General features: G+C 70.3%; 5 protein-coding genes. 4 read left to right on the forward strand and 1 reads right to left on the reverse strand.

Features of this window, described 5'->3' with window-relative positions; translation table 11 throughout:
- The first annotated feature begins 107 nt into the window (after positions 1-107).
- The 4 genes from GVL03_RS14800 to GVL03_RS14815 all read left to right on the forward strand — a co-directional run bounded on the left by GVL03_RS14800 (position 108) and on the right by GVL03_RS14815 (position 5518).
- Positions 108-1220 carry an NAD(P)-dependent alcohol dehydrogenase gene (locus GVL03_RS14800; RefSeq protein ID WP_159501776.1) on the forward strand — a complete coding sequence of 371 codons (1113 nt, stop codon included), beginning with the start codon at positions 108-110 and terminating at the stop codon, positions 1218-1220.
- Between the two features lie 107 nt (positions 1221-1327).
- Positions 1328-3229, forward strand: a complete 1902-nt coding sequence (locus tag GVL03_RS14805) for an iron ABC transporter permease (RefSeq protein WP_159501777.1) — start codon at positions 1328-1330, stop codon at positions 3227-3229.
- Between the two features lie 5 nt (positions 3230-3234).
- Positions 3235-4377, forward strand: a complete 1143-nt coding sequence (locus GVL03_RS14810; RefSeq protein ID WP_159501778.1) for an extracellular solute-binding protein — start codon at positions 3235-3237, stop codon at positions 4375-4377.
- Between the two features lie 52 nt (positions 4378-4429).
- Positions 4430-5518: an ABC transporter ATP-binding protein gene (locus GVL03_RS14815; RefSeq protein ID WP_159501779.1), complete on the forward strand. Its 1089-nt coding sequence runs from the start codon at positions 4430-4432 to the stop codon at positions 5516-5518.
- A 288-nt stretch (positions 5519-5806) separates the two neighbouring features.
- On the opposite strand, the gene GVL03_RS14820 is transcribed toward GVL03_RS14815, so the two are convergent.
- The gene (locus GVL03_RS14820; protein WP_235038185.1) at positions 5807-6376 is read right to left on the reverse strand and encodes an alpha/beta hydrolase; all 570 of its coding nucleotides are present in this window, start codon (positions 6374-6376) and stop codon (positions 5807-5809) included.
- Positions 6377-6453: the final 77 nt, after the last annotated feature.

Genomic DNA, 6453 nt, shown 5'->3' on the forward strand with positions numbered 1-6453 from the left:
CGCACCAATGACGGAACCCGAGTGCGCAGGCGAGACTCTCCCCGCGCGATCGGCAGCGACGCCCTCGGTGCGAATGCGCACCCGACGCTGCCGCGGAAGGAAGATGCATGCGAACCATGGCCGCCCTCGCCCGTACGCCCGGCGCGCCCCTGGAGGTCGGCGAGATCACGCTTGACGACCCGAGAGAGGACGAGGTCCTCGTCAAGGTGCTCGCCGCCGGCATCTGCCACACCGACCTCTCCGCCGCCGCGGGACGACTGCCCGTCCGTATGCCGATCGTGCTCGGCCACGAGGGCGCCGGTGTGGTCGTGCAGGTCGGCTCCCGCGTATCCGCCGTGAAGCCGGGCGATCGGGTTCTGCTGACGCCGGACTTCTGCGGCACCTGCCGGCAGTGCCGTCTCGGCGCCACGACGTACTGCGAACGCACCGGGCAGCTGGTGTTCGGCGGCACCCGCCTCGACGGGAGCACGAAGGCGTCCGTCGACGGCGAGCCGGTACGAGCGGGATTCTTCGGGCAGTCCTCCTTCTCCGAGTATACGCTGGCCACGGAGCGCAACATCCTTCCGGTCGCCGGCACGACCGCGCCGCTCGCCCATCTCGCGGCCCTCACCTGCGGGGTCAGCACCGGCGCGGGGGCCGTGTTGAACGCCCTGCAGGTGCGTCCGGAGCAGTCGCTCGCCGTCTTCGGCACCGGCACCGTGGGGCTGGCGGCGGTGATGGCGGCGAAGATGGTCGGCGTCCGCCGGATCGTCGCCGTCGATCGTCACCCGATCCGGCTCGAGCTCGCCCGGGAGCTGGGCGCGACGCACGTGATCGACACCGGCGTGCACGCCGACGCGGCCGCCGCCGTGCACGACCTCTTCCCCTCCGGCGTCGACCGCACCTTCGACTCGACCGGCGTGCCCGCCGTCCTCGGGGCGGCGCTGGCTTCCCTCGGCACGCGCGGGATCTGCGGCTTCGTCGCCGGCACCGGCGCGACCCTCCCCGTCGACCTCGGCTCGATGCTGATCAAGGGTGCACAGCTGCGCGGGATCATGGGGGGCGACGCCACCGGCCTCGTGTTCCTCGCCGATCTCGTGACGGCCTACGAGGACGGGCGGCTCCCGGTCGACCGTCTCGTGACGACCTATCGCCTGGACCGGATCAACCAGGCGTTCGAGGACATGCGCGCCGGACGCACCATCAAGCCCGTGATCGTCTTCGACGACGCGGACCGGTGAGCGGGCTGGCGTCCGGACCCAACTCCGAGCGCAACCTTGTGTCGCGGCGCCAGTGAACGGCCCCGCGCGCTTCGACAGACTGTTCGCACCTCGACGGAGAGGAAGCAATGACCCACGATGACGAGGTCCCGCGTCCCGGCGCGCAGGCGACCCGGTGGCGCCGGCAGTGGGCGCTGCATCCCACCCGCAATCTGCAGTTCGCCATCGCGATCGTCTCCGTCCTGCTCTTCGCGTCGCCCGTGCTGGCGGTGATCGTGAGCGCCTTCCGCACGACGCCGTTCGACGGCGAGTGGTCCCTCGCGCCGATCACCGCGGTGATGACGGATGCCGACACTTGGGTGGCACTCGGCAACTCCGTGCTGCTGACGCTCGGCAGCGTCGTGCCGAGCATGATCATCGCGACCTTCTTCGCGGTCATGGTGACCCGCACGAACGCTCCCCTGAAATGGCTCGTCACCGTCACGATGGCGATCCTCGTCGCGACGCCGCCGATGTTCTACGCCGTCGCGTGGGGGCTGCTGGGCAACCAGACGGTCGGCCTCGTGAACGTCCTCCTCCGCGGGGGCGAGCCGTGGGGCAGCGGCCCGCTGAACATCGAGTCCTGGACGGGACTGATCGTCGTCTCGATCTTCCGCGGCACCGGGTTCATGTACCTCCTCCTCATCGGGCCGTTCAGTCAGATGGACCGTTCCCTGGAGGAGGCGGCGCGGGTCTCCGGCGCCGGGCCGGTGCGGACGTTCTTCGGCACGCAGCTCCCCCTGCTGCTGCCGACGCTCACGAGCGTGCTCATCATCGCTACGGTCGTGTCGATCGAGGCGTTCGACGTGCCGGTCGTGCTGGGCGTCCCCGCCGGCATCTACGTCCTGCCCACCGAGGTGTTCGCGTACCTCTACGACTCCACCCGCCCCCTGTACGGACAGGCCAGCAGCGTGTCGATCATCCTGCTGATCATCCTCATCGTGCTCCTGATCGTCGAACGGCGCCTGCACGGGCGGCGGCGCTTCACCACGGTCAGCGGGAAGGGCGCGCGATCCGCGGTCTGGCGCCTCGGCGCGTGGCGCGGGCCGGTCGCGGCGGTGACCGTGCTGTTCTCCGCCGTCGCCGTGTGGGCGCCGACCCTGCAGCTCGTGCTGGCGGCGTTCGCCCCCTACTTCGGCGCGCAGGGCGTGTATACGCTCGACAACTTCGTCGCCGTGCTGCTCGACCCCCAGATGGTCGGGATGTTCCTCTACACCGCGGGCGTCGCCGCCGTGGCGGCGGCCCTGGCCGTGCTCGCGGTCATCGTCTTCGGCTGGGCCGCGAAGCTGCGCCGGGGGCCGCTCAGCATCCTCATCGGCTCCAGCCAGATCGCACCGATGGTCGTCCCGGGACTGCTTCTGGGCATCGGCCTGATCACGGTCGTGCTGCTCGGCCCGCTCTCGACCACCTACGGCACGTGGGGGCTGCTGATGATGGGGCTGTTCGTGTCCATCGTCCCGCTCGCGAGCCGCTCCGTCGCGGGCGCGCTCGCGCAGATCCCGGAAGAGCTCGAGGAGGCCACGCGCGTGTCCGGCGGCTCGCGCGCCCGCGCGCTGGTCGACGTGGTCATGCGACTGCTGCTTCCGAGCGCCCTCAACGGCTGGCTGCTGTGCTTCGTGGTGGTCTCGGGCTCCCTCGCCATCCCGCTGCTCCTCAGCCCCCGCGGCCAGACGCTGCTCGCCGTCGAGGTCTACGACCTCTACATGTCGGCGAACATCGTCACCGCCGCGGCGCTCTTCGTCGTGTTCATCGTCGAGATCCTGCTCGTCACGGCCGTGGTCGAGGTGTTCAAGCGCGCTCTCGCCGTGCGGCGCGGCCGCGCCGCCGTCGGATCCGACCGGCCCGCACGCGAGCGCACCGGCACGATCCGCACGCCGGCCGACCGCCGCAGGCCCTCCGTCCGCCCCGCGACGCGCCAGCCGGGACGGCGCGCAGCAGGCCGCCCCGCCTCGGACAGCTCCACCCGCACGACCACACCAATGAAGGAGTGATCACCATGAGATCCACCCGAACCACCGCACTCGCCCTCCTCGCCTCCGTCGCCCTGCTCGCCTCCGGCTGCGCGTCCACCCCCGGCACCGCCGCGCCGGGCGGCACGGCGGACGGCGAGTACATCGTCGACCCGGCCGCGGAGGGGATCACTGAGGAGCAGGCCGCCTACCTCACCGAGCTCTACGAGGCGGCCCAGGACGAGGGCTCGCTCACGATCTACAGCGGCACGCCCGACGACCTCGTCGATGTCTTCGCCCTGTTCGAGGACACCTTCCCGGGGCTCGGCGTGAACGCCGAGGGACTCATCGGCGCCCCTCTCGTCCAGGCGCTGTCGGCGGAGAAGGCGTCCGGCAACCACGTCGCGGACGTGCTCCACAACCCGGATGCGCAGCTCTACGTCGACGCGGCCGCGGCGGGGGACTTCGGCGAGCCCTACGAGGTGCGGGCCCTCGAGGTCCCCGCGGCGCTCGCGAGCTCCGCGGACTCGATCATCGACCCCGAGTTCCGTTTCAACGTCCCCTTCCTCGGCTACTTCGGACTCGGGACGTTCCTGCCCCGCCTCGAGGAGGCCGGCGGCGCGCCCGCCTCGTTCGCGGACTTGGCCGACCCGAAGTACGCGGGCAAGGTCGGCATGGGCGACCCGACGATCCCCGGTCCTCAGCAGGCGGCGCTGCTGTACCTGCTGAACAGCGGCGGCCTCGCCGAGGACGACCTGCCCGGGCTCGGCTCGAACACCGTCGTCAAGGGCGACTACGGCCAGGCCGTCGGCGGGCTGATGCAGGGCGAGTACGCGTTCATGTTCGGCGCCCCCGTCTCCGCGGTGGTCAAGGCGGCCGATGCCGGCGCGCCGGTCGAGTTCAGCGTCTTCGCCGAGGACAACCCGCTCGTCTCGCACAAGCACGTCCTGCTGGCCGGTGCGCCGCATCCGAACGCCGCCAAGCTCTATCTCGAGTTCCTCAACCTCGTCAGCGCGCAGGAGCTGCTCGCCGAGGTCGGGTTCATGCCGCTCGACGAGAGCGCAGCCGATCCGGACGCTCCCTGGACGTCGATCAGCGAGAGCGGTGCGACCGAGATCGTGGGGTACGAGGTCATCGACGCCTCGCGGGACACCTACCTCCCGCTGATCGAGCAGGCCTTCAAGAAGTAGGCCGGCCCACGACGCCACTGACGAACGCCACCGAACACGATCGGAACGACTGATGCAGTCTTTGACCATCTCCGGGCTGGAGAAGCGGTTCCCCGGCGGGAGCGTCGCCGTGGGCGGGATCGACCTCGATCTGCGTCCCGGCTCGTTCACCACCCTGCTCGGACCGAGCGGATGCGGCAAGACGACCACCCTGCGCTGCCTGGCCGGGCTGGAGGTTCCGGATGCCGGTCGCATCCAGTTCGGCGACGACGTCTTCGTCGACGTCGCCGCCGGACGCTTCACCGCCCCGCACAAGCGGCACCTGGGCATGGTCTTCCAGAGCTATGCGCTCTGGCCGAACAAGAGCGTGCTGGGGAACGTCGCCTACCCCATACGGCTGCGCGGCGGATCACGAACGGATGCGGAGACCAAGGCCAAGGAGGCGTTGCGGACGGTCGGCCTGGTGGGGTTGGAGCAGCGGTATCCGCACGAGCTGTCGGGAGGGCAGCAGCAGCGCGTCGCCCTGGCGAGGGGGCTGGTGTCCGCGAGCGGACTGCTGCTCTTCGACGAGCCGCTGTCGAACCTCGACGCCAGGCTGCGGCTCACCATGCGCACCGAGATCCGGCGCCTCCACGATGAGCTGGGCTACAGCTCGGTCTACGTCACGCACGACCAGGAGGAGGCGCTGGCCGTGTCCGACTACGTGGTCGTGCTGAACGCCGGCCGTATCGAGCAGGCGGGCACCCCGCACGAGATCTTCGCCCGTCCGGCGTCGACGTGGGTCGCCGACTTCGTCGGCTTCGACAACATCCTCCCCGTGCTCGAGGGGGACGCCGACGGTCTGACGGTCGTCGGCGGGGGCGGCATGGCGGTGGAGGCGGGGAGGATCGCCGCGCTGAGGGGCGACTCGATCGCGTTCCGCAGCGCGGACGTCGACTTCGCCCACCGCGCGCGACCCGAGACGGTGTCGGCGACGTTCCGCGGCCGCGTGACCTCCTCGAGCTATCTGGGCGATGCCTACCGGCTCGGGGTGGAGATCGCCGCCGAGACCACGGTGATCGCGACGATCCCGGACTCCTCCCGCGATCAGACGCAGGAGAAGTACCTGGGCGAGGTGCACGAGTTCGCCGTCGCGGCTCAGGACGTCATCGTGCTCCCCTGACCCGAAAGTCTCCCCGGAGTGGGGAGATTTCGCTTCCTTCGTTGGTCGTCAGCGACCCCGGCCGCTGACCCGAAAGTCTCCCCGCCCCGGTTCTGGTTGAACAGGCGCATTGCCTGGACTTTCCCCACCCCACGGAGTGCCCCGCAGGGGCGCTGAGCAGCTGACCCGAAAGTCTCGTCTTCTCGGTCCCTGAGCAAGGAGCGGAGCTCCGAGACGAAGGGGCGCGGTGCGCCGCGGGTCGCGCCCCTTCGTATCGGAGCGCCGTGCACGACCCCCGGGCCACCGGGATCAGTCGGCGAGCGCGTCGATGACGAACCGCTCCAGGAGAGGACCGAGCGTGTCGTCGGCGGAACCGATGCCGTAGACCGTGGACAGGTGGTTCTCACCCGGGAGGTAGCGCAGCGGCGGATAGGTCCCGTGATGTTCGAACCATGCCGTCGTGAGAGCCGCCGCATGTGCATGGAACGCGGACTGATCGTGCTCCGCGACGGCGAGAAGAAGCGGCACCCCGGTGTCGATCACGGCGTCGAAGGGACTCTTCCGCGCCCACTGCGCGAGGTCGTCTCCCCAATAGGCGCGGTGGATGGGCAGGTCCGCGGCGTTCGCCACATCGTAGAGGCAGGAGATGAGCACCGCTCCGGCGGGCGGCTCGAGGCCGTCTTCGCGTGCGAGCAGAGCCAGGTAGTCCGCGACGTGGCTCGCCCCGGCCGACTGGCCGACGACGACGATCGCCGCCGGGTCTCCCCCGTGCGCGACGATCCGGCTCCTCAGCCACTGCACCGCGGCGGCGATGTCCTCGCCTCCGCCGGGCCACTGCGTCTCGGGCGCGAGCCGGTAGTTCATCGCGGCGACCACCATCCCTGTCTCTTATAAACATCTCCGAGCCCACGAGACGGAGCTACATCTCGTATGCCGTCTTCTGCTTGAAAAAAAAA

It is taken from the genome of Microbacterium sp. 18062 (genome assembly GCF_902706225.1).
Taxonomy (GTDB): domain Bacteria; phylum Actinomycetota; class Actinomycetes; order Actinomycetales; family Microbacteriaceae; genus Microbacterium.